This is a genomic window from Curtobacterium sp. UNCCL17 (assembly GCF_000686685.1).
Taxonomy (GTDB): domain Bacteria; phylum Actinomycetota; class Actinomycetes; order Actinomycetales; family Microbacteriaceae; genus Curtobacterium; species Curtobacterium flaccumfaciens.
The window spans coordinates 338,586-358,768 of record NZ_KK366002.1 but is presented as its reverse complement, the minus strand read 5'-3'; the positions used below and the strand labels follow the sequence as shown (position 1 = coordinate 358,768).

General features: G+C 71.5%; 21 protein-coding genes. 16 read left to right on the top strand and 5 right to left on the bottom strand.

Annotated features, from left to right (window positions below):
- Positions 1 to 59: 59 nt before the first annotated feature.
- The 3 genes from BR70_RS0115530 (at position 60) to BR70_RS0115520 (ending at position 3,847) form a co-directional block, all read left to right on the top strand.
- Entirely contained in the window at positions 60 to 2,552 is a 2,493-nt protein-coding gene (locus BR70_RS0115530; RefSeq protein WP_027466796.1) for an ATP-binding protein, read from the top strand.
- Positions 2,549 to 3,232 carry a response regulator gene (locus BR70_RS0115525; protein ID WP_027466795.1) on the top strand — a complete coding sequence of 228 codons (684 nt, stop codon included), beginning with the start codon at positions 2,549 to 2,551 and terminating at the stop codon, positions 3,230 to 3,232. The genes BR70_RS0115530 and BR70_RS0115525 overlap by 4 nt, the downstream gene beginning before the upstream one ends.
- A gap of 96 nt (positions 3,233 to 3,328) precedes the next feature.
- Positions 3,329 to 3,847 carry a helix-turn-helix domain-containing protein gene (locus BR70_RS0115520; RefSeq protein ID WP_027466794.1) on the top strand — a complete coding sequence of 173 codons (519 nt, stop codon included), beginning with the start codon at positions 3,329 to 3,331 and terminating at the stop codon, positions 3,845 to 3,847.
- On the opposite strand, the gene BR70_RS0115515 is transcribed toward BR70_RS0115520, so the two are convergent.
- Complete coding sequence (locus BR70_RS0115515; RefSeq protein WP_027466793.1) at positions 3,831 to 4,676, bottom strand: helix-turn-helix transcriptional regulator; 846 nt, start codon at positions 4,674 to 4,676, stop codon at positions 3,831 to 3,833. The genes BR70_RS0115520 and BR70_RS0115515 overlap by 17 nt on opposite strands.
- Before the next feature lie 110 nt (positions 4,677 to 4,786).
- Between BR70_RS0115515 and hxlB the strand changes: the two genes are divergently transcribed.
- The 3 genes from hxlB (at position 4,787) to BR70_RS0115500 (ending at position 6,831) form a co-directional block, all read left to right on the top strand.
- Positions 4,787 to 5,350 (top strand): 6-phospho-3-hexuloisomerase, encoded by a 564-nt coding sequence (gene hxlB / locus BR70_RS0115510; protein ID WP_027466792.1) that lies wholly within the window; start codon positions 4,787 to 4,789, stop codon positions 5,348 to 5,350.
- A gap of 11 nt (positions 5,351 to 5,361) precedes the next feature.
- Positions 5,362 to 5,985 carry a 3-hexulose-6-phosphate synthase gene (hxlA, locus tag BR70_RS0115505; RefSeq protein WP_027466791.1) on the top strand — a complete coding sequence of 208 codons (624 nt, stop codon included), beginning with the start codon at positions 5,362 to 5,364 and terminating at the stop codon, positions 5,983 to 5,985.
- A 123-nt stretch (positions 5,986 to 6,108) separates the two neighbouring features.
- The gene (locus tag BR70_RS0115500; protein ID WP_027466790.1) at positions 6,109 to 6,831 is read left to right on the top strand and encodes an alpha/beta hydrolase; all 723 of its coding nucleotides are present in this window, start codon (positions 6,109 to 6,111) and stop codon (positions 6,829 to 6,831) included.
- A gap of 71 nt (positions 6,832 to 6,902) precedes the next feature.
- On the opposite strand, the gene BR70_RS21310 is transcribed toward BR70_RS0115500, so the two are convergent.
- Positions 6,903 to 8,258: an APC family permease gene (locus tag BR70_RS21310; RefSeq protein WP_035809271.1), complete on the bottom strand. Its 1,356-nt coding sequence runs from the start codon at positions 8,256 to 8,258 to the stop codon at positions 6,903 to 6,905.
- A gap of 201 nt (positions 8,259 to 8,459) precedes the next feature.
- On the opposite strand from BR70_RS21310, the gene BR70_RS0115490 reads away from it, so the two are divergent.
- From BR70_RS0115490 to BR70_RS0115480, 3 genes are all read left to right on the top strand, one after another.
- Complete coding sequence (locus BR70_RS0115490; RefSeq protein WP_027466789.1) at positions 8,460 to 9,227, top strand: HAD family hydrolase; 768 nt, start codon at positions 8,460 to 8,462, stop codon at positions 9,225 to 9,227.
- Positions 9,228 to 9,300: 73 nt separating this feature from the next.
- Entirely contained in the window at positions 9,301 to 11,811 is a 2,511-nt protein-coding gene (locus BR70_RS0115485; RefSeq protein ID WP_027466788.1) for a glycoside hydrolase family 65 protein, read from the top strand.
- Positions 11,812 to 11,998: 187 nt separating this feature from the next.
- On the top strand, positions 11,999 to 12,766 hold the full coding sequence (locus BR70_RS0115480) for a meso-2,3-butanediol dehydrogenase (protein WP_027466787.1): 768 nt from the start codon (positions 11,999 to 12,001) through the stop codon (positions 12,764 to 12,766).
- A 206-nt stretch (positions 12,767 to 12,972) separates the two neighbouring features.
- Here BR70_RS0115480 and BR70_RS0115475 read toward each other — a convergent pair whose 3' ends face one another.
- Both BR70_RS0115475 and BR70_RS21305 read right to left on the bottom strand, forming a co-directional pair.
- The gene (locus tag BR70_RS0115475; RefSeq protein WP_027466786.1) at positions 12,973 to 13,488 is read right to left on the bottom strand and encodes a DUF1697 domain-containing protein; all 516 of its coding nucleotides are present in this window, start codon (positions 13,486 to 13,488) and stop codon (positions 12,973 to 12,975) included.
- A gap of 26 nt (positions 13,489 to 13,514) precedes the next feature.
- On the bottom strand, positions 13,515 to 13,781 hold the full coding sequence (locus tag BR70_RS21305; protein WP_035809269.1) for a hypothetical protein: 267 nt from the start codon (positions 13,779 to 13,781) through the stop codon (positions 13,515 to 13,517).
- A 100-nt stretch (positions 13,782 to 13,881) separates the two neighbouring features.
- On the opposite strand from BR70_RS21305, the gene BR70_RS0115465 reads away from it, so the two are divergent.
- The 3 genes from BR70_RS0115465 to BR70_RS0115455 are packed head-to-tail and all read left to right on the top strand — an operon-like array spanning position 13,882 to position 15,187.
- Positions 13,882 to 14,346: a hypothetical protein gene (locus tag BR70_RS0115465; protein WP_027466785.1), complete on the top strand. Its 465-nt coding sequence runs from the start codon at positions 13,882 to 13,884 to the stop codon at positions 14,344 to 14,346.
- A 4-nt stretch (positions 14,347 to 14,350) separates the two neighbouring features.
- Entirely contained in the window at positions 14,351 to 14,695 is a 345-nt protein-coding gene (locus tag BR70_RS0115460) for a hypothetical protein (protein WP_027466784.1), read from the top strand.
- A gap of 39 nt (positions 14,696 to 14,734) precedes the next feature.
- Positions 14,735 to 15,187, top strand: coding sequence for a hypothetical protein (locus tag BR70_RS0115455; RefSeq protein WP_017887957.1), 453 nt, complete (start codon positions 14,735 to 14,737; stop codon positions 15,185 to 15,187).
- Between the two features lie 143 nt (positions 15,188 to 15,330).
- Here the strand turns inward: BR70_RS0115455 and BR70_RS0115450 are convergent, their stop codons facing one another.
- On the bottom strand, positions 15,331 to 16,806 hold the full coding sequence (locus BR70_RS0115450; RefSeq protein WP_027466783.1) for an NCS2 family permease: 1,476 nt from the start codon (positions 16,804 to 16,806) through the stop codon (positions 15,331 to 15,333).
- Between the two features lie 157 nt (positions 16,807 to 16,963).
- Between BR70_RS0115450 and folE the strand changes: the two genes are divergently transcribed.
- From folE to BR70_RS0115430, 4 genes are read left to right on the top strand one after another with little or no spacing between them, the layout of a single operon-like run.
- Positions 16,964 to 17,575, top strand: coding sequence for a GTP cyclohydrolase I (gene folE, locus BR70_RS0115445; protein WP_027466782.1), 612 nt, complete (start codon positions 16,964 to 16,966; stop codon positions 17,573 to 17,575).
- Positions 17,572 to 18,492 carry a dihydropteroate synthase gene (folP, locus tag BR70_RS0115440; protein ID WP_051597008.1) on the top strand — a complete coding sequence of 307 codons (921 nt, stop codon included), beginning with the start codon at positions 17,572 to 17,574 and terminating at the stop codon, positions 18,490 to 18,492. The genes folE and folP overlap by 4 nt, the downstream gene beginning before the upstream one ends.
- On the top strand, positions 18,489 to 19,238 hold the full coding sequence (locus BR70_RS0115435; RefSeq protein ID WP_231495714.1) for a pyrimidine reductase family protein: 750 nt from the start codon (positions 18,489 to 18,491) through the stop codon (positions 19,236 to 19,238). The genes folP and BR70_RS0115435 overlap by 4 nt, the downstream gene beginning before the upstream one ends.
- Before the next feature lie 57 nt (positions 19,239 to 19,295).
- Positions 19,296 to 19,949, top strand: a complete 654-nt coding sequence (locus tag BR70_RS0115430; protein ID WP_027466779.1) for an HAD-IA family hydrolase — start codon at positions 19,296 to 19,298, stop codon at positions 19,947 to 19,949.
- The last annotated feature ends 234 nt before the right edge of the window (positions 19,950 to 20,183 follow it).

The following is a 20,183-nucleotide window of genomic DNA, read 5'->3' as shown; positions in this document are numbered from 1 at the left end:
AGGTCACTTTGGTTGTGCGCAGCCCCCGCGCCGACCCCCGCACGCGAGAGGATGAGCACGTGAAGCGCGGGAAGCTGCGGGTCCTGCTCGGTGCGGCGCCCGGTGTCGGCAAGACCTACACGATGCTCGAAGAGGGGCGTCGGTTGCTCGACGAGGGTCGCGACGTGGTCGTCGCCGTCGTCGAGACGCACGAGCGCGCCGCCACCGCAGCACTGGTGAACGGGCTCGAGGTCGTGCCCCGCCGCACCGTCTCGCACCGGGGTGTCGACCTCGACGACCTCGACCTCGACGCCGTCATCGCCCGGGCACCCGAGGTCGCGCTGGTCGACGAACTCGCGCACACGAACGCCCCGGGGAGCCCGAACGAGAAGCGCTGGCAGGACGTCGAAGCGCTGCGGGATGCCGGCATCGACGTCATCTCGACCGTCAACGTGCAGCACATGCAGTCCCTCGGCGACGTGGTCCGCGAGATCACCGGCACCGTGCAGCGCGAGACCGTCCCCGACGCCGTGGTGCGTGCGGCCGACCAGATCGAGGTCGTCGACCTGGCCCCGGCAGCGCTGCGCGAACGGCTCTCCGACGGGCTCGTCTACCCGGCGGCCCGGATCGACGCCGCGCTGTCGAACTACTTCCGCCTCGGCAACCTCACCGCACTGCGCGAGATCGCCCTGCTCTGGCTCGCCGACGAGGTCGACGACGCGCTCAAGGCCTACCGCGCCGAGCACGGCATCGAGCACCGGTGGGAGACCCGGGAGCGCGTGCTCGTCGCCCTGACCGGTGGCCCCGAGGGCGAGACCCTGCTGCGCCGCGGCGCCCGCATCGCCGCCCGCAGCGCCGGTGGGGAACTCGCCGCCGTGCACGTGACGACGAACGACGGCCTGCGCGTCCGGCACCCCGGCGCGCTCGGCAAGCAGCGGACCCTGCTCGAGCAGCTCGGTGGCACGTACCACCAGGTCGTCGGCGACGACGTGCCGAGCACGCTGGTGCGGTTCGCGCGGTCGATCGACGCCACCCAGATCGTGATCGGGGTCAGCCGCCGCAGCCGGCTCGCGGCCGCCATGACCGGTCCGGGGATCGGGAACACCGTGATCCGCGAGTCCGGCGACATCGACGTGCACGTCGTCACGCACGAGCGCGCTGGCGGCGGGATCACCCTGCCCAAGCTCGGCGGCAGCCTGTCCCGCGGCCGGGTGGTCGCCGCGTTCGTGCTGTCGGTCCTGGTCGGGCCGCTGCTCACCTGGGTGCTGTCGATCGGCAGCGACCCGGACGCCATCACGGTGGACGTGCTGGCGTACCAGCTGCTCGTCCTGGTCGTGGCGCTCGTGGGCGGGATGTGGCCGGCGGTCTTCACGGCCGTGCTGTCCGGGCTGAGCCTCGACTACTTCTTCGTGCAACCCCTCTACATGGTCACCGTCCAGCAGCCGTGGCACCTGTTCGCCCTGGTCATGTACGTGATCAGTGCGGTGCTGGTCAGCTTCGTGGTCGACCGGTCCGCCCGGCGGTCGCGTGCTGCCCGTCGGGCCTCGGCTGAGTCCGGGCTCCTGATGGGCATCGCCGGCAGCGTGCTCCGCGGCGACGACGCCCTGCAGGCACTGCTCGACCGCACACGGGAGGCGTTCGGCTTCGCCGGCGTCCGGATCCGCCAGGGCGACGAGGTGCCGGCGACCTCCGGCGAGTTCGGTGCGACGCCGGACGCGTCGACGACGCTGGCGTCCGGTGCCGTGCTCGAGTTCGCCGGTGCGCCCGACGACCCGACCCAGCGCCGGCTGCTGCGGGTCGTCGAGCAGCAGCTCGACGCCGCCGTCGAGCACCGCGAGCTGACACGCACCGCCGTCGGCGCCGAGCGCATCGCCGCCGCCGACCGGGTCCGGAGCGCGCTGCTCGCGGCCGTCGGCCACGACGTGCGCCGCCCCATCGCCGCGGCCTCCGCCGCCGTGCAGACGCTGCGTGCGTCCGACATCGACCTGTCCGGGGCCGACCGGGAGGCGCTGCTCGCGACCGCCGACGAGAGCCTCGGTCAGCTGGCGGTGCTGTTGGCAGACCTGTTGGACGTCAGTCGGGTCCAGGCCGGTGTCCTCGCGGTCACCCCGGCGGCGATCGCGCTCGAGACGGTGGTCGCCCCCGCGCTCGACGAGCTGGAGCTCGGCCCGGACGACGTCGACCTCGACCTGCCCGCGGATCTGCCGCCGGTGCTCGCCGACCCGGTCCTGCTGCAGCGCGTCGTCGTGAACCTGCTCGCCAACGCCGCCCGGTACGCCCCGGACGGCACCCACGTCCGGGTCGCCGCGAGCGCGTTCGCCGGCGGGGTGGAACTCCGCGTCGCCGACCACGGCCCCGGCATCCCCGAGGACCGCCGCGACGAGGTGTTCCAGCCGTTCCAGCGACTCGGTGACACCGACAACGAGACCGGCCTCGGGCTCGGCCTGGCCCTGGCGCGTGGGTTCACCGAGGGCATGGGCGGCACGATCGAGGTCGACGACACCCCGGGCGGTGGGCTCACCGTGGTGGTGCGGCTGCCGATCGCCGGGCACGTGGGAGTGGAGATCCGATGAAGGTCCTGATCGCTGACGACGACGCGCAGCTCGTCCGCGCGCTCTCGGTGACGCTCTCGGCGCGCGGGTACGACGTCGTCACGGCTCGGGACGGGCGCGAGGCGATCGACGCCGTCATCACCGAGCGCCCCGACCTGGTTCTGCTCGACCTCGGCATGCCCCGGCTCGACGGCATCGGGGTGCTCGAGGGCGTCCGGGCCTGGTCGCAGGTGCCGGTCCTCGTGCTCTCCGGGCGCACCGACTCGTCCGACAAGGTCGACGCGCTCGACGCCGGTGCCGACGACTACGTGACGAAGCCGTTCCAGATGGACGAGCTCCTCGCCCGGCTGCGGGCACTCGGACGGCGGCGGGTGGTGGCGTCGGAGGAGACCCCGACGATCGCGATCGGACCGCTGCTCGTCGACCTCGTGGCGAAGCAGGTCACCCCGGCCGAGGGTCCGGCGATCCGCCTGACGCCCACCGAGTGGCGCCTGCTCGAGGTCCTGGTCACGAACCCCGACCGCCTGATGACCCGCGAGATGCTGTTGACCGAGGTCTGGGGGCCGACGCACGGCAACGACTCCGGGTACCTGCGGCTGTACATGGCGCAGCTGCGGCGGAAGCTCGAGCCCGATCCCGCGCACCCGCGCTACCTGGTGACGGAGTCCGGGATGGGGTACCGCTTCGCCCCCGGAGCGTAGGGGACCGCCGCTGTCGGGGAACTGGCGGGAAGCTGTCGTGTCGGTGGCGGGTCCCTGTCGTGGTGTGCCGTTCCGCGGTTCCCTACTGTTCAGGACATGAACGAGATGCGGATCGGTGAACTCCGACGACTGCGGGGCTGGACCCAGGAACGACTGGCCGAGACGAGCGGCATCGCCGTGCGGACGGTGCAACGGATGGAGAGCGGCAACGACGCGAGCCTCGAGTCGCTGTCCGCGGTGGCCACGGCCCTCGAGGTCCCCGTGCGCGACCTGTTCGCCACCGAGGAGCCGGCGTCGCTCGACCCGGGGGTGCGCGGTCTCGACGAGCGCGCCGAGCGCGAGCAGGCGCAGCGCGACGCTGCTTCGCGCGGCTGGCAGTACCTGTACTCCGGTGTCGGCATCGTCGTGACGCTCGGCACCCTGGCGCTCATCGGTTCGCGCATCTGGCCGGGTGCCGCGATCTTCGTCATCCCCATCTACTGGGCGGGTGGGCGGCTGCTCTCCCAGTTCCTGATGGCGACCGTCGTCGAGCCCGCGCTCGACCGTCGGTACCCGTTGTCGCGGTCTCGTCGGGACGCCTCGTCGCGATCCCGTCGGTTCACGCCCGGGAGCTGAACGCCGCGAGTTCGGCCCGGGTCCGGGCGCCGTGCTTCCGGAGCAGGTTCGCCACGTGGTACTTCACGGTGTTGACGCTGATGCCGAGTCCCTCGGCGATCTCCCGGTTGCCGACACCGGTCGCCACGAGCCGCAGGACGTCGCGCTCCCGCGGGGTCAGGTCGCCGTCGTCGACCGCGTCCACCTCGGCCGGCCGCGGGTCGAGCGGCAGTGAGATGTCGAGCACGGACCCCCAGCCGGGCGTGCTCGCGACCTGCACCCGCCCGTCGAGCGTGACTACCCGCTCCGCGATCGGCCGCATGGCGTCGTCGTGCACGTCGAGCGTGCCGGAGCCGTCGTCGCGGAGCTGCATGAGCAGGTTCCGGCCGTCGCAGTCCCACTGGATGCGCACCCGCTTCGCCGCACCGTCGTCGACCAGGGCGAGCACCGCGGTCCGGACGATCGCCCGGGCCGCGTGGGCGACGTCACCCGGGAGCGCACGGCCGGTGGCCGGCGGCTCGACGAACTGCACGTCGAGGTCCCCGAAACGCACGAGCGGCCGCAGGTCGGCGCGCAACCGCGAGAACGCGCCGGTGACGGGTTCGAGCAGGGTGCTCCGCTGCTGATCGGTGACGGTGCGCAGGTCGACGAGGGCGGCCGAGGCGATCTCGACGGCCTCGGCCCGGGCGGCCGCGTCGGTGACCCGCGACGACCGGAGCACGGCGAGGACGGACTCGAGGGTCAGCGCGTGCCGATCCGCCTGCTCGGCGACCGTGCGGGCGTGCTCGGCGGCCGCGAGCCGGATGGCGGAGCCGCCCCGGGCCTCCAGGGTGTCGACCGATGCGTCCATGGACGCGACGGTACCCGTCCCACCCGAGCGGACGGGCCCACCCGATGGGATGGGGTCCCTGCCGGGGCGGGTAGCGGCGTGCCGAGGCGCGCGACGGAAGGATCGAGGGCATGGCAGCAACCACCGTCTCCGCAGCGCTCGACCTGGTCGTCCGCGAGGTCGGCGACCTGGCGGCCCGCCTCGACGACGCCCCGGCCCAGCGCGCACTCGACCTGATCGAGGGCGCCGACCGGGTGTTCGTCCACGGCGCCGGGCGCTCCGGACTCGCCCTCCGCATGACCGCGATGCGCCTCATGCACCTCGGCCTCGACGCGCACGTCGTCGGCGAGGTCACCACCCCGGCCATCCGTCCGGGTGACCTGCTCCTCGTCGCGAGCGGCTCCGGTACGACCACCGGCATCGTGCAGGCCGCGCGCACCGCGCACGAGGTCGGCGCATCCGTCGTGGCGCTCTCGACCACCGACGACTCCCCGCTCTCCGAGCTGGCGGACGTCACGATCGTGCTGCCCGCCGCGACGAAGACCGACCGCTCCGGCACCGCCTCGGCCCAGTACGCCGGTGGCCTCTTCGAACAGGCCGTCGCCCTGGTGGGCGACGCCGTGTTCCACGCCCTGTGGGCCCGAGGCGGGCAGTCCGCCGACGACCTCTGGCCCCGTCACGCCAACCTCGAATGAAAGGCACACCCATGCAGCTCCAGTTCGCCATGGACACCCTGACCACCGAAGCCGCCCTCGAGCTCGCCGCCGCGGCCGCGCCGCACGTCGACGTCCTCGAGCTCGGCACGCCCCTGATCAAGAGCGCCGGCCTGTCCGCCGTCACCGCGATCAAGGAAGCACACCCCGACAAGATCGTGTTCGCCGACCTCAAGACCATGGACGCCGGTGAGCTCGAGGCCGACATCGCCTTCTCGGCCGGTGCCGACCTGGTCACCGTCCTCGGTGTCGCCGGCGACTCGACGATCGTCGGAGCCGTCAAGGCCGCGAAGAAGCACGGCAAGGGCATCGTCGTCGACCTGATCGGCGTCTCCGACAAGGCCGCCCGTGCCCGCGAGGTCGTCGCACTCGGCGCCGAGTTCGTCGAGGTCCACGCCGGGCTCGACGAGCAGGCCGAAGAGGGCTTCACGTTCTCGACGCTGCTCGACGCCGGCAAGGAGTCGGGCGTCCCGTTCTCGATCGCGGGCGGCGTGAACGCGTCCTCGGTCGCCTCGGTGCAGGAGGCCGGTGCCCGCATCGCCGTCGCCGGCAGCGCGATCTACAGCGCCTCGGACGTCGGCGCAGCAGCCGCCGAGATCCGCGCCGCCATCAAGTAGCGCGTCCCGGTCGCCCTTCCCGGGCGACGTCGTGAGCAGGAATGGTCGGGTGTGCACGTCGCACCCGACCATTCCTGCTCACGAAGCGAACGCCGCCGTCCGGATGCGCCGTACGGTGGCCACATGAACCGAGCGCTGCGCTGGACCACCTGGATCGTCGCCGTCGTCGTGCTGATCGCGGTGGTGTTCCTCGTCTGGGCCCACATCGTGATGCAGGGCACCCGTAGCGCCGCCCTGCAGGTCTGGCGCGACGACCGGATCGCGGTCCGGGACGCCGGTGACTCGGTGGTGATGACCCCGACCGGCCAGGCCGACGGGGTCGGGATCGTCTTCATCCCCGGCGCGAAGGTCGATCCGTACGCCTACATGGCCACGTTCCGGCAGGTGGTCGCCAACGGCACGACGGTGGTCATCACGAAGCCGACGCTGAACCTCGCGTTCTTCGACACCCGGCCGCTCGCCACGTTCGAGGCCCACGCACCCTCGGTCACCCGCTGGGCGGTCGGCGGGCACTCCCTCGGCGGGGTCCGCGCGTGCCAGCTCGCCCAGGACGCGGACGGCCTGCTGCTGCTCGGCAGCTACTGCGCGAACGACATCAGCCGCTCCTACATCGACGTGCTGAGCGTCTCCGGTTCGCGTGACGGTCTGTCGACCCCGGCCAAGGTCGACGCCGCGCGGGACAAGCTGCCGTCGACCGCCACCATGACCGAGATCCAGGGGTCGAACCACGCCGACTTCGGTGCCTACGGCGACCAGCCGGGCGACCGCACGGCGACCATCAGCCGTGCTGATGCCCGCCAGCAGATCTCGGACGCGATCGAGGCCTGGGTGCGCGACCTGCGCTGACGACGCGGGTGGACCGGCGGACGTACCACGGGCCTCCAGACGGTCTGCCTGGAGGCCCGTGGTACGTGCCGTCAGTGGATCACGCCCGCCTCGTGGTCGCGTCCGGAACGTCGCCCGGTGAACCGGGCGACGAAGTACAGGACCACGCCGACGGCGAGCAGGATCGCGGCGTAGAGCCAGACCTGACCGCTCTGCTGCGTCAGCAGCAGGATGCACGACAGCACCCCGAGCACCGGGACGAACGTCCAGACCCTGAAGTGGTCGTGCTCGACGTGGTCGCGGCGGAGCACCAGGACGGCGACGTTCGTGCTGATGAACACGAAGAGCAGCAGGAGCACGACGGTCTCGGCCAGCACGCCCACGTCACCCACCAGGGTCAGGAGCATCGCGACGATCGTGGTGGCGACGATGGCGGTCCACGGGGTCTTCCGGTTCGGCAGGACCTTCGCGAGCAGGGCGGGCAGGAGTCGCTGCTCGGCCATGCCGTAGGTCACGCGGCTCGACATGATCATCGTGAGCAGCGCGCCGTTCGCGACGGCGACCAGGGCGATGAGGCTGAAGACCCAGTCGGGGATCGGGACGCCGGTGGCGGAGACGACCGCGAGCAGCGGGCCGCTGGACTCGGACAGCTCCGAAGCGGGCAGGGCGATCGCGCTGGCGAGGGCGACGAGGACGTAGACGACGCCGGCCGTGGCGAGGGCGCCGAACAGGGCCTTCGGGTAGACGCGGCGGGGGTCGCGGACCTCCTCCGCGATGTTGGCGGACGTCTCGAAGCCGACGAACGAGTAGTAGGCGACGATCGCGGCGCTCAGGGTCGCCAGGGCCGGGTTGGCCTCGGACGGGAACGCGCCGATCCGGGAGACGTCACCGCCGCCACCGCCGAGCATCACGGCCACGACGACGATCACGATGACGAGGCCGGAGACCTCGATGATCGTCATCACGACGTTGCTCTTGAGCGAATCGGAGATGCCGCGGGCGTTCAGGCAGGCGATCAGAGCGAGGAAGACGATCGCGGTGGGCACGGGCGGCAGGTCGACGAACGTGCCGAGGTAGTCGCCGGCGAAGGCGAGCGACAGGCCGGCGGCGCTCGTGACGCCGGCGGCGAGCATGCTGAACCCGACCAGGAAGGAGACGATGGGCGCCTTGTAGGCGCGTTCGGCGAAGACCGCGGCACCGCCGGCCTTCGGGTACTTCGTCACGAGTTCGGCGTAGGAGCCCGCCGTGAGCAGTGCCAGCAGGAGCGCGAGCACCAGCGGTGCCCAGAGCGCCCCGCCGACGTCCTTCGCCAGCGTCCCCATCAGGGCGTAGATGCCGGCGCCGAGCACGTCGCCGAGGATGAAGAGGAACAGCAGCGGGCCGGTGATCGCCTGGCGGAGCTTCGACTGCGTGCCGTCGTGGGGTGCGGCCGTGGTGTCGCTGGTCATGGTGGTGCCTTTCGTCCGGGTCAGCGTGCCGGGGTGTGTATCAGAGGCCTCACAGGTGCGCCGTGGCGGGGGTCCTCCCTGCACAGCGGAGCGGCCGGTGAACTCTCTCCACAGGGTGCGGCGCGTCGGAACGTCCGGACTGGAGCGGTCCTAGACTCGTCGGGAGCCACACGTCCACCACCAGTCCCCGGAGGACCGCAGATGACGACGCAGGACCACCGCACGCCCGCTCGACTCAGTGACCAGCGCGCGCTCCTGTTCGACCTCGACGGCGTGCTCACCCCGACGGCCGACGTCCACATGCGGGCCTGGAGCCGACTGTTCACGCCGTACCTCGAAGCACACGGGGTCGCGCCGTACACCGAGCAGGACTACTTCACCTACATCGACGGCAAGCCCCGCTACGACGGCGTGCGCTCGCTGCTCGAGTCGCGCGGCATCGACCTGCCGCAGGGCACCCCTGACGACGCGCCCGACACCGACACGGTGTGCGGGCTCGGCAACCGGAAGAACGCGGAGTTCACCGCCGAGCTCGACGAGCACGGCGTCGAGCCCTACCCGGGTTCGCTGCGGTTCCTGACCGCCGCGATCGCCGCCGGACTGTCCGTCGCGGTCGTCTCGAGCTCGGCGAACGCCACCTCGGTGCTCCGGACGGCGGGCATCCTCGACCGGTTCCCGGTGGTCGTCGACGGGCTCGTCGCGCGCCAGGACGGCCTGACCGGCAAGCCCGCGCCCGACACCTACCTCGACGCCGCGACCCGGTTCGGACTCACCGCCGCCGAGTGCGTCGTGGTCGAGGACGCCACCAGCGGGGTCGAAGCCGGCCGCAACGGTTCGTTCGGTCTCGTCGTCGGTGTCGACCGCGGCGCCGGGGCGGACGCCCTGCGCGAGCACGGTGCCGACGTCGTGGTGTCCGACCTCGCCGAACTCATCGACGAGCTGCCCGCACCGGCCACCAGCACGACGTAGGCCACCCGGCCGAACACTCCCTGCCTGCCGGCCGCACCGACGTACCCATCTCCCTCCCTTCCCACGGAGCAGCATGAACCCCATCACCTCGGACCCCCTCGACCGCGTCCGCTACCCGATCGACGAGTGGGCCCTCGTCGAGACCGAGTACACCCCCGACGAGCAGGGCGTCGCCGAGACGAACTTCGCCGTCGGCAACGGGTACCTCGGCCTGCGCGGAAACCTCGACGAAGGCCGTGGCGGCGTGCAGTACGGCACGTACATCAACGGGTTCCACGAGACCTGGCCGATCCGGCACGCGGAGGACGCCTTCGGCTTCGCGAAGACCGGGCAGACGATCATCAACGCGCCCGACGCCAAGGTCATCCGCCTCTACGTCGACGACGAGCCGCTCGTGCTGGCCGAGGCCGACATCCTCCGGCACACGCGTCGGCTGGAGTTCCGCGGCGGCTACCTGTTCCGCGAGACCGAGTGGTCGACGCCGTCCGGCAAGCGGGTGCTCATCCGGGCACGTCGACTCGTGTCGTTCACCGACCGGCACCTCGCCGTCATCGACTACGAGGTCACCGTGCTCGACGCGGACGCCTCGATCCTGCTGTCCAGCCAGATCCTCAACCGCCAGGACGTGCAGGACGAGTACCACGCCGGCATGCGGGCCGCGGCGAACGCCTTCGACCCGCGCAAGGCCGAGTCGTTCACCGAGCGGGTGCTCGTGCCGAAGCTCAAGCGCAGCACCGGCGGCCGTTCGGTCCTGGGGTACCAGGCGTCCAGCTCCGGCATGACGATCTGCGTCGGCGTCGAGCACCACATCGAGACCGAGAACAGCTGGGACGAGTCGTCCTCGATCGAGGACGACCTGGCGAAGCACGTCTACCGGGTGCAGGCCCGCGCGGGGCAGCCCATCCGGCTCGTGAAGCACGTGGTCTACCACACCTCCCGCGGGGTGCCCGTGCGCGAGCTCGCCGACCGGTGCGACCGCACGCTCGACCGCGCGCACGCCGAGAACGTCGACGAGACCTTCGCGAAGCAGCGCGACTGGCTCGACGACTACTGGGCCCGCAGCGACGTCGAGATCGCCGGTCAGCCCGCGATCCAGCAGGCCGTCCGCTGGAACCTCTTCCAGCTGGCGCAGGCCACCGCCCGCACCGACGGCCACGGCATCGCCGCGAAGGGCGTCACCGGCTCCGGCTACGGCGGCCACTACTTCTGGGACATGGAGATCTACGTCCTGCCGTTCCTGTCGTACACGGCGCCGATCGTCGCCCGGAACGCCCTGCGCTTCCGCTACAACATGCTCGACGCGGCACGGGCTCGGGCCCGCGAGCTGAACCAGCGCGGTGCCCTGTTCCCGTGGCGGACGATCAACGGGGAAGAGTCCAGCGCGTACTACGCCGCCGGCACCGCGCAGTACCACATCGATGCCGACATCTCGCATGCGCTCATGCAGTACGTCCGGGCCTCGGGCGACCGCGAGTTCCTGAAGCGCGGCGCCATCGACGTGCTCGTCGAGACCGCCCGGCTCTGGGCCGACCTCGGGTTCTGGCGGTCCAACGGCGACAAGAAGTTCCACATCGACGGCGTCACCGGGCCGGACGAGTACACGACCGTCGTCGACGACAACCTCTACACGAACGTGATGGCGCGGGCGAACCTGTGGTTCGCCGTCAACGCCTGCCGCGAGCTCGCCGCCGACGACGCCGAAGAGTACGACCGCATGGTGCGCCGGACCGGTCTGCAGCCGGATGAGCTCGTCGAGTGGGAGCACGCTGCCGAGTCGATGGAGATCCCGTTCGACCCGCACCGCGGCATCCACCCACAGGACGCCCAGTTCCTCGACAAGGAACTCTGGGACCTCGAGAACACCCCGGAGTCCAAGCGCCCGCTGCTGCTCCACTACCACCCGCTGGTGATCTACCGGTTCCAGGTGCTCAAGCAGGCCGACGTCGTGCTCGCGCTGTTCCTGCAGGGGCACGAGTTCACGGCGGCCGAGAAGCGTCGCGACTTCGACTACTACGACGCACTCACCACCGGTGACTCGACGCTGTCCGCGGTCGTGCAGTCGATCATGGCGGCCGAGGTCGGGTACCACGACCTCGCCGACCAGTACTTCCAGACCGCGCTCTACGTCGACCTGGCGGACCTGCACGGCAACACCTCGGACGGCGTGCACATCGCGTCGACCGGTGGCATCTGGGGTGCGCTCGTCAACGGCTTCGGTGGCATGCGCGACCACGGCGGTCGGATGACCTTCAACCCGCGGTTGCCGAAGCACTGGGACCGTCTGTCCTACCGTCTGACGGTGCGTGGATCGCGGGTCCGGGTGGACCTGGAGCAGGAAGCCATGACCCTCACGGTTGAGACCGGTTCGGGCTTCACGGTGTGGGTGCACAACCAGCAGTGGGACATCGAGGCCGGGGAGCCCACCGTGGTGCCGCTGCCGCACCACGGGCCGCGCATGTCCGGGCACGCCCCGACCACCAGCGACATCCAGGGCACGCTGCGGGCGGACGGCTCGGTCATCACCGCGTCGATCCCGACGATCTCCCTGGAGCGCGACTTCGACCTCGACGACTCGACCGGCTGACGCCCGTCCCTGCGCCGCAGTCGCACGTCGCCCCGGTTCCGCCTCGCGGTGCCGGGGCGACCTGCGTCCCCGGGGTGTTCCCGGCGCCTCCGAACGCGTCCAGTCGGCCCGGGGCACCGTGGTCTGCCGTGCCCCTCGGGTCGATGGCGTCTCCCCGGGCACGGTTCGTGCAACGAGAGGAGACATCATGGGCAACCGGTTCGAGGGCAAGGTCGCGATCGTCACGGGCGCTGGGTCCGGCATCGGTGAGGCGACGGTGCGGGCGTTCATCGACGAGGGCGCATCGGTCGTGCTGACCGACAGCGTCGAGGAGAAGGTCCGCGCGGTGGGTGACTCCCTGCCGACGCACCGGGTCGTCGCCCTGCACGCCGACGTGGCGAGCCCGGAGGACTGGGAGACCGTCGTCTCGGCGGCGATCGACCGCTTCGACCGCCTCGACGTCCTGGTGAACAACGCCGGGACCTTCAGCTCGGGCGACATCACCGACATCAGCACGGACGAGTGGCGCCGGGTCATCGAGACCGATCTGTCCGGTGTGTTCTACGGCACCCGGGCGGCGCTGCCGTTCCTGCGCGAGACGAAGGGGTCGATCGTCAACACGTCGTCGGTCTCCGGTGAGGACGCCGATTGGCGGATGAGCCCCTACAACGCGGCGAAGGGAGGCGTGACGAACTTCACCAAGGCCGCTGCACTCGACAACGGGCAGTTCGGCGTGCGCGTGAACGCCGTCGCTCCGGGACTCATCTGGACCGACCTGACCCAGGAGCAGGCGGAGGACGAGGCCCTGCAGTCGAAGTTCACCGAGCGCATCGCCCTCGGCCGCGGGGGTCGCTCTGCCGAGGTCGCCGAGGCGATCCTGTTCCTGGCCAGCGACGCGGCCTCGTTCATCACGGGTGCGGTCCTGCCCGTGGACGGCGGCACCATGGCGAGCAACGGGCAGCCGCCGCAGGCCTGAGCCACCCCGGCGTCGGCGGCGGTCGTGATCGCCGTCCAGTGGCGCCGATTCGAGGACGACGTACAACGGGCCGAGCCGCCAGCTCCGGCCGTGGTCCCACTGCTGGAACGGTTCGTAGCCGAGTTCGCCGAGCAGCCAGCCCCAGGACCCGGCGGCGGCGTCGAGGTCGGCGGTACGGAGCTCGACGTGGTGCAGGGTGCCGAGCGTCACAGGAGCTTCCGCAGCGTGTTCGTGTTGCGGGTCGTCGTCGTGCGCTTGAAGCGTGCGGCGCCGGCCCGCTTGGCGAACACGGTGTCGGTGCTCGACCCCTTCGGGCAGGACCAGTAGACGACCCCGTTCCCGCGGGCGACCTGCTCGACCGAGTCGTCGAGTTCGAGGTCCCCGACCAACGCGTCGAGCGCACCGTCGTCGGACCCGAACACGACGTAGTCGTGCCGTTCGTCGGCACGCGCGAAGGGGAAACCGTCGACTACGGCTGCGAGGGCGTCGTGCCGGACGAGCACGATCCAGGCGTCGTACCCGAACCGGTCGCGCAGCCCCTGCTCGATCGACGTCTTGAGCTGCTCGGCGAGCTCGTCGGCGGAGAACACGACGTTGCCCGAGGCGAGCACGGTGCGGACGTCGTCGAACCCGAGCCCTCGGAAGAGCTCCGCGAGCTCGGCGCTCCGGATCGTGATGCCGTTCACGTTGACGCCGCGCAGCAGCGCCACCCACCTGTCCATGTCCGGACGGTAGCGGTCCGGGCCGCTCACGTCCACGTCCGGGCCACGCCCCAGCCGGCACCCTGCGGCACGATGTCGACCACCAGGGCCTCGCCGTCGTCGTCGCTGGTCGCCTGGAACCGCCAGCCCACGGTGCGTTCGGGCGCATGGGTGATCGCGGTGGGCAGTTCAGCGCGCGTTACGGTCAGCCGGGTGGGGGTGTCGCTCACCCGCCAGCGCCGTCCGGCCCACACCAGCCGGGTCGGCGTGCCCTCGGCCCACCACACCGTGGCGGCCGTGTCGGTGATCATCATCGGGTCTCCTCGTTCGAACGTGTGTTCGAATGGTAGGTGTCGACCTCCGACGTCGCAACCGACCGTTGCGTTCAGAACACGTTCTGAATAGGCTCGATCCATGACGCTCGTTGCTCCGCCCCGATCCCGACGGTCGGTGCAGTCCTCTGACCTCTCCCGCCACGCCAAGCAGGTGTTCGCCGCCGCGGAAGAAGCCCCGCTCGAGGTCACCCGTCGCGACGGGAAGCCCCTCGTCCTCACCACGAAGGAACGGTCCGACGACGACGACGCGGTCCTGGACATCGCGGCGCAGCTCATCGCCGCGGTGACGCTCAACGAGCAATTGCCACTCCACGATCGGCTGGCGATCCCGTACCCGTGGATCAAGCTCCTCAGCGCCGCAGACCAGCAGCGCTTCGCCCGGGAGATCGTCGACGTCGCCCGTGGCTCGTTCTCGCTCCGGCAGCCGCGCAGGCTCCTGCTCGAGATGCAGGCGTGGCGCAACAGCGCCGAGGCGATCGCAGCAGGCTGGGACACCGGAGAGCCGGAGATCCTCGCTGAGCCGATCCGCGTCGAGAAGCCCTGACGCGGTGGCGGGCCGGCGCGGCGGGGTCCCCCGGCCGATCCGTTCGACGGAGTACACGATCGTCTTCGGGACGCGCGGCGCGGAACAGGGGTGGCGCGACGTGGTGGCGGTGCAGCGGAACGCAGTCGCTGCCGCGTGGGATCGGCTGACCACGGATCCGTTGACCGAGGACCTGTCCTGCCACGCCCTGCGCGGGGAACTCGGTGTGGTTCGACACTCCGGCCGGGAGTGGACGCGTCGTCAGTTCGAGCTGAAGCGCGGCGCCCGGATCTGGTTCACGGTCGACGTGGATGACCGCGTGGTGTGCATCACCGACGTGCACACCCACCACCCCAACCAGACGAAGTGACTGCGCTCGGCCTCGGCAGTCGTCGTGTAGACGGGACCCATGACGAACGACGCACAGGGCCCCGACGCGCAGCACCAGGTTCCCGAGGGGGTGTCCGAGGCCACGGTCGAGGCGCTCGGCAGCCTGTCCGCCGCGGTCGAGGTCATCGAGCACGCCCGCGGCCTGCTCTACGGGTTCCACCGACTGACCGGCACCGCTGACCTGAACCTCGGTGAGGCGGTCGAGCAGCTGCGGAAGGCCGGGCACACCGAACTCGCCGAACGCATCGACACCGAACTCGTGGGCCGCAACGTCATCGCGGGCCGCTGGACGTTCCAGATCGTCGAGGACTACGACGACGGCTACTACGCCCTCGCCAAGGAGCTCGAGCGCACGGCGCGCGACGAGCTCGTGCAGGGCCGTCGCCACCTGTTCGAGGCGGGCATGAAGGAAGACCGTCGCACCCAGGACCAGCGCCACCACGAGGCCACGCCGAGCGACCTGCCGGACTGACCACGGGCCTCCAGGCCGACGCCGGCCTGCGGAAGACGCCGGCATCTTGCGGAGACGCCCCAGAAACGTCGAGACGCCGCCGGAATCGGCGGCGTCTCGATGACACGACGGCGTCTTGTGACAGGCCCCGCCCGACCAAAGCCTCAGCCGACGCCGAGCAGCGCCTCCAGCGGCCCCCGCGCGAAGTACAGCAGGAAGCCCGCGGCGACGACGTAGAGCAGCCACGAGACCTCACGGCCACGGCCGGACAGCAGCTTGATGAGCACCCAGCTGATGAAGCCGGCGCCGATGCCGTTCGCGATCGAGTAGGTCAGCGGCATGACGACGATCGTCAGGAACGCCGGCAGGGCCGATCCGAAGTCCGACCACGAGATGTCCGCGACCTGCGCGACCATGAGCGCACCGACGACGACGAGCCCGGCGGCGGCGACCTCGAGCGGGACGACCTGGGTGAGCGGCGTGAGGAACATCGACGCCAGGAACAGCAGTCCGGTGACGACCGAGGCCATGCCCGTGCGGGCGCCCTCGCCGATGCCGGAGGCCGAGTCGATGAAGACGGTGTTCGACGACACCGACGCGCCACCACCGGCGATCGCGCCGACGCCCTCGACGACGAGCGCCGACTTCAGGCGGGGGAACGTGCCGTCGGGCTTCGCGACACCGGCGGCCTTGGCGAGACCGGTCATGGTGCCCATGGCGTCGAAGAAGTTCGTGAAGACCAGGGTGAAGACGAGCATCGACGCGGCGAGCGGGCCGATGCGGGTGAAGGCACCGAAGACGTCGGCGTGGCCGACGAGCGACAGGTCCGGCACGGCGAACAGTGCGCTCGGCAGGCCGGGGGCGTTGAGGTTCCAGCCGGTCTTCGAGTCGACCGAGGTCGGCACCTGGAAGATCGCCTGCAGGATGATCGCGATGATCGTGGTGGCGACGATGCCGATGAGCAGCGCACCCTTGACCCGGCGGGCCATGAGCGTGCCGATGATGATCAGGCCGATCAGGAACACGATGGTCGGCAGGGCGCCGACGGAGCCGTCCTCGCCGAGCTGCAGCGGCGGCGACGCGAGCCCGGAGGACCGCACGAAGCCGGAGTCGACGAGCCCTATGAACGCGATGAACAGGCCGATGCCGACCGTGATGGCGGCCTTGAGCTGTGCCGGGACGGCGGTGAAGATCATCGTCCGGATGCCGGTCAACGCGAGGATCACGATGATCACACCGTTGATGACGACCAGCCCCATCGCCTCGGCCCAGGTGACCTGGTGCACGACGCTGACGGCGAGGAACGAGTTGATCCCGAGCCCCGCGGCGATGCCGAACGGCAGGTTCGCGATGATGCCCATCGCGATGGTCATCACGCCGGCGACGAGACCGGTCGCCGCGGCCACCTGAGCGTTCTCGAGCCATCCGCCGCTGACGTCCTTGGCGGCCTGGTCGGCGCTGAACCCGCCGAGGATGAGGGGGTTCAGGATGACGATGTACGCCATCGTCACGAACGAGACGAGGCCACCGCGGACCTCGCGGGGGATCGACGATCCGCGTTGCGTGATGGAGAAGAATCGATCGAGGCCGGTCGCGAAGCGGTTCCGGGGCGTGGTGTCGGTCTGCGGGGCGCTCACCACGAGAGTTTAAAGGACGCTGGGTTTCGGGCGTGTCACACCGGTCTCACAGGTTGTGACAGCCGGGAGGCCCGTTCCGCGCGGATCGCGCACCTCGCGCTGGGCGTCTGCCCGCGTTCTCCGGCCATGGCTGGTGTTGGATGAGCGGGTGACGTCACCCATGGACCGCGCCCGTGTCGAGGCCGCCGTCCGCGAGCTGCTGCTCGCCATCGGCGAGGATCCCGACCGCCCGGAACTCACCCGCACCCCCGCCCGTGTCGCCGACTCGTACGCCGAGTTCTTCTCCGGGATCGGCACCGACGCGGTCGCCATCGCCCGGGACGGCACCGTGCACGCCGAGGACGGTGAGCGCGGTCGACTCGTCATCGTCCGCGACGTCAAGTTCCGCTCCGTCTGCGAGCACCACCTGCTGCCGTTCCTCGGGGTCGCGCACCTGGCGTACGCGCCGGGCGATCGCCTCATCGGGCTCGGCACGCTGGCGCGGGTGCTCGACGCGGTGGCCTCCCGTCCGCAGCTGCAGGAGCGGCTCGGCGAACAGGTCGCCGCGACCATCGCCGAGGGGCTCGGCGCCGAGGGCGTCCTGGTGGTCCTCGACGCCCAGCACCAGTGCGTCACGACGCGTGGGGAGCGCCAGACCGGTTCGACGACCGTGACGGTGGCGGCCACCGGTTCGCTGGCCGACACCGCGGGGCGGGCCGAGGCGATCGCGCTCATCGGCGCGGGGCGTGCGACCGACGCCGGGCACGACGCGAGTGCCGGGGCGGACGCATGACGGGCCTCCCCGACGGCGCGGCCGGACCCGGCTGGGTCGTGCCGGACCTGCGCCACCCGGTCCGGACGTTCGGCCGCCGCACCATCGACTTCGACCACCGCATCGCCGTGATGGCGATCGTGAACCGCACCCCCGACTCGTTCCACGACCGCGGCGCCACCTTCGAGCTCGACCGGGCCGTCGCCGCCTCGGTGCGCGCCGCCGAACAGGGCGCCGACTGGGTCGACATCGGTGGCGTGAAGTTCGCCCCCGGCCCGGAGCTGCCCGCCTCCGACGAGATCGACCGCGTCGTGCCCGTCGTCGAGCAGCTCGCGCAGCAGTCCGACGTCGTCATCAGCGTCGACACCTTCCGTCCCGAGGTCGCCGCGGCGGCGATCGCGGCCGGGGCGACCGTCGTCAACGACACCACCGGCCTGTCCGACCCGCGGATGGCCGCCGTGGTCGCCGACTCCGACGCCACCGTCGTCATCACGCACTCGCTCGCCGAACCCCGACGGCCCCTGCCGGCGCCGCCGCAGTACGGCGACATCGCGGGCGAGGTCGTCGCGTTCCTGCGCGAACGGGTCGACCGGGCACTCGCCGCGGGCATCCCCGAGTCGCGGATCATCGTCGACCCGGGCCACGACCTGCACAAGAACACCGTGCACACCCTCGAGCTCACCCGTCGACTGCCCGAGGTCGTCGCGCTCGGCTACCCGGTCCTCGCCGCGGTGTCGAACAAGGACTTCGTGGGGGAGTCGCTCGGCCGCCCCCGCGGTGAACGGCTCTCCGGATCGCTCGCCGTGGCGACCGTGAGCGCGATGCTCGGCGCCCGGATCGTCCGCATGCACGACGTCGCCGAGAGCGTCGACGCGATGCGCATGGTCGAGGCCACGCTCGGATGGCGCACCCCCGTGGAATCGAGGCACAACACGTGAACGTCCTGCCCCCGTCGATCGCGGACCTGTCCGACGACGACCTGCTCGAGCTCTACACCGCCGACGCCGGGGACCCCTGGCTCCGCGTGAACTTCGTCGCCACGCTGGACGGTTCGGCCTCGGCCGCCGGGGTGTCCGGGTCGCTCGGCGGCGACGACGACCTGCGCGTCTTCGACCTGCTCCGGCGGGTGGCCGACGTCGTGCTCGTCGCCGCCGGCACCGTCCGCGACGAGGGCTACGGGCCGATGGTCCTGCACGACGCCGACGTCGCCTGGCGTCGGGCGCACGGCATGCCGGACCACCCCGTGTTCGCCATCGTCACCGGGTCGTTGTCGCTCGACCCGACGTCGCGGGTGTTCACCGAGGCGCCGGTGCGCCCGATCGTCCTGACGTCGGCGACGGCGGCTGCGTCGTCGAAGGCCCGGGCGCTCGCCGAGGTCGCGGACGTCGTCTCGTGCAGCGCGGACGATGACCCGGACTCGGTGGACGCCGGGCGGATCCGTGGGCTGTTGGCGGGCCGTGGCCTCGGGATGATCCACTGCGAGGGCGGGCCGTCCTTCCTCGGGGCGCTCATCGCCGCGGACGCCGTCGACGAGCTGACCCTGACGATCGACCCGTCGCTCGAGGGCGGGGCGGGGCCGCGCATCGCCCGAGGGTCGTCGCCGGAGCTCCGGCGGATGCGACCGGCGCACGTGTTGCTCGGCGCCGGCGGAGTGCTGCTCACCCGGTACGTCCGAGCGCGCTGACCCCGCCCGCGCGGGCGTCGGGGGGCGCGCTGGGGCCCGTGGGCTAGGGTCGGGCGCGTGATCGACATCGTGGCGTCCGGGGTCCTCTTCGACATGGACGGGACCCTCGTCGACTCGACCGCGGTGGTGGAGGCGACCTGGACCCGGTTCGGGAACGCGAACGGCATCGACCCCGACGAGATCCTCGCGTTCTCGCACGGGCGGCAGGCGATCGACACCCTGCGGCGCTTCCTGCCCGACCTGCCCCTGGCCGAGCAGCAGCGGATCGCGGCGGAACTCGTCGCCGAGGAGACCGCGAGCACCGAGGGCATCCTCGAGATCCCCGGCGCCGTCGCCTTCGTGCAGCGACTCGTCGAACTCGGTGTCCCGGTGGCCCTCGTGACGAGCGCCCCGCGTGACCTCGCCGCGGGCCGGATGGTGGCCGCCGGGTTCGCCGTGCCCGAGGCCTTCGTCCCTTCGGAGGACGTCGAGCACGGCAAGCCCCACCCCGACGGCTACCTGCGCGGAGCTGCCCTGCTCGGCCTCGACCCGACCGACTGCGTGGCGTTCGAGGACGCCCCCGCCGGACTCGAGTCCGCCATCGCCTCCGGTGCGACCACGGTCGTCGTCGGGTCCCTCGAGCACCCGGTGACGGCCGGCCTGCACCGGGTCCACGGGTACGACGGCCTGACCGTCGAGCGCGACGGTGACGCCTTCCGCATCCGCGGCTGAGCGCGGCGCCCGTCCTGCCCGGACCGCCCGCCCGCCGGCTGGTCAGGACACCCCGCCCGGCCCCCGCCGAGTGGTCAGGAACCGTCGGCTGCGCCGCCGGCAGGCGGCGCTTCGTGACCGCTCGGCGGACGTGAGCGGGGTGTTGCGACCGGCCGGGTGGCGGCCTGGAGGCCCGTGGCGGGCCGGCACCGTGCCTCCAGGCCGACTGTGGGCGCGTCCACGGCGCCTCGCCCG

What these genes read in the sequence shown, in the direction of transcription:
- BR70_RS0115525 (WP_027466795.1), top strand. Translation starts at nt 2,549, where the DNA reads ATGAAGGTCCTGATCGCTGACGACGACGCGCAGCTCGTCCGCGCGCTC.
- BR70_RS0115520 (WP_027466794.1), top strand. Translation starts at nt 3,329, where the DNA reads ATGAACGAGATGCGGATCGGTGAACTCCGACGACTGCGGGGCTGGACC.
- BR70_RS0115515 (WP_027466793.1), bottom strand. Translation starts at nt 4,676, where the DNA reads ATGGACGCATCGGTCGACACCCTGGAGGCCCGGGGCGGCTCCGCCATC.
- hxlB (WP_027466792.1), top strand. Translation starts at nt 4,787, where the DNA reads ATGGCAGCAACCACCGTCTCCGCAGCGCTCGACCTGGTCGTCCGCGAG.
- hxlA (WP_027466791.1), top strand. Translation starts at nt 5,362, where the DNA reads ATGCAGCTCCAGTTCGCCATGGACACCCTGACCACCGAAGCCGCCCTC.
- BR70_RS0115500 (WP_027466790.1), top strand. Translation starts at nt 6,109, where the DNA reads ATGAACCGAGCGCTGCGCTGGACCACCTGGATCGTCGCCGTCGTCGTG.
- BR70_RS21310 (WP_035809271.1), bottom strand. Translation starts at nt 8,258, where the DNA reads ATGACCAGCGACACCACGGCCGCACCCCACGACGGCACGCAGTCGAAG.
- BR70_RS0115490 (WP_027466789.1), top strand. Translation starts at nt 8,460, where the DNA reads ATGACGACGCAGGACCACCGCACGCCCGCTCGACTCAGTGACCAGCGC.
- BR70_RS0115485 (WP_027466788.1), top strand. Translation starts at nt 9,301, where the DNA reads ATGAACCCCATCACCTCGGACCCCCTCGACCGCGTCCGCTACCCGATC.
- BR70_RS0115480 (WP_027466787.1), top strand. Translation starts at nt 11,999, where the DNA reads ATGGGCAACCGGTTCGAGGGCAAGGTCGCGATCGTCACGGGCGCTGGG.
- BR70_RS0115475 (WP_027466786.1), bottom strand. Translation starts at nt 13,488, where the DNA reads ATGGACAGGTGGGTGGCGCTGCTGCGCGGCGTCAACGTGAACGGCATC.
- BR70_RS21305 (WP_035809269.1), bottom strand. Translation starts at nt 13,781, where the DNA reads ATGATGATCACCGACACGGCCGCCACGGTGTGGTGGGCCGAGGGCACG.
- BR70_RS0115465 (WP_027466785.1), top strand. Translation starts at nt 13,882, where the DNA reads ATGACGCTCGTTGCTCCGCCCCGATCCCGACGGTCGGTGCAGTCCTCT.
- BR70_RS0115455 (WP_017887957.1), top strand. Translation starts at nt 14,735, where the DNA reads ATGACGAACGACGCACAGGGCCCCGACGCGCAGCACCAGGTTCCCGAG.
- folE (WP_027466782.1), top strand. Translation starts at nt 16,964, where the DNA reads ATGGACCGCGCCCGTGTCGAGGCCGCCGTCCGCGAGCTGCTGCTCGCC.
- folP (WP_051597008.1), top strand. Translation starts at nt 17,572, where the DNA reads ATGACGGGCCTCCCCGACGGCGCGGCCGGACCCGGCTGGGTCGTGCCG.